Origin of the sequence: Streptomyces phytophilus, assembly GCF_013870535.1 — a bacterium.
GTDB classification, from domain to species: domain Bacteria; phylum Actinomycetota; class Actinomycetes; order Streptomycetales; family Streptomycetaceae; genus Streptomyces; species Streptomyces phytophilus.
Map to the genome: position 1 here is coordinate 1 of NZ_JACBXC010001589.1, position 1,194 is coordinate 1,194.

Genomic DNA, 1,194 nt, shown 5'->3' on the forward strand with positions numbered 1-1,194 from the left:
CCTCGCCCCCACCCCGAAGCCGGCCCCCGGCGTCTACCGCGTCACCCCCCTCGGCGCGCTCGACCTGCCCGAGGCGGCCCTCGCCAACCCCGTCTGCGGCGCCCTCGGCTCCACCACCCACCTCAACCCCGCGTCCACCACCACCGCGCCGATCTCCGGCAGCGCCTTCGTCCGCGGCTACGCGGGCCTCAACGACGTCACGTTCTCCGGCCAGGCCGACGCGTACGCCACCAGCCGCACCCTGGCCTACCTGGAGGGACTGGAGCGCTACGCCGGCACCCACGCCCGCCGCGGGCTGCGCCCCGTGACCGCCTCCCTGGCCGAACTCGCCGCCGAGTGGGGCGAGGACGCCGTCGTCGACCCCCGGCGCACCGGCCTGTACGCGCCGGAGACGTACCGCGACGACCCCATGGTCGACCCCTTCGACCCGGCCCGCCCCATCCCCTGGATCTGGGGCCACCGGCTGCGCGACGAGCGCCCCGTGCTCGTACCGGCGCGGCTGGTGCACTACAGCGCCGGGCTGCCGTCCGACAACTTCGTCTTCGAGTGCTCCAACGGCTGCGCGACCGGCGGCTCCCTCGCCGAGGCCGCGCTGTACGGGCTGCTGGAGCTGATCGAGCGCGACGCCTTCCTCCTCGCCTGGTACGGGCGCGCCCCGTTCACCCGCGTCGACCCCCGCGCCGGCGGCCCGCGGGTGCGCGGCATGCTCGACCGCGCGGCGCTCCTCGGCTACGAGGTACGGGCCTTCGACACCCGCAGCGACCTCGGCGTCCCGGTGGTCACCGCGGTGGCCGTACGGGAGGACGGCGGCCCCGGGCTGCTGTCCTTCGGCGCCGCCGCGGGCCTGGACCCGGCGGACGCGCTGACGTCGGCGCTCAGCGAGGTGCTGACGTACATCCCGCACCTGCCGTACCAGGTGGCCGAGCGCCGCGCCGAACTGGAGGCGATGGCCGAGGACTTCGGGCGCGTACGGCAGCTGAAGGACCACGCCCAGCTCTACGGGCTGCCGCGGATGGCCGCGCACGCCGGGGACTTCCTGACCGGCGACCCCGCGCTGCCGCTCGCCGACGCCTACGCCGACTGGGCCCGCGTGCGCCCGGCGACGCTGGACCTCCGGGACGACCTGCGGCTGCTCGTCGACGCGCTGGCGGCGCGCGGGCACGACGCCGTGGCCGTCGACCAGACGACGCCCGA

1 protein-coding gene is annotated in these 1,194 nt (G+C 76.5%); it reads left to right on the top strand.

Features of this window, described 5'->3' with window-relative positions; translation table 11 throughout:
• A partial coding sequence (locus H5J30_RS34455; RefSeq protein ID WP_181791747.1) for a YcaO-like family protein occupies positions 1–1,194 on the top strand: 1,194 nt, incomplete at both ends.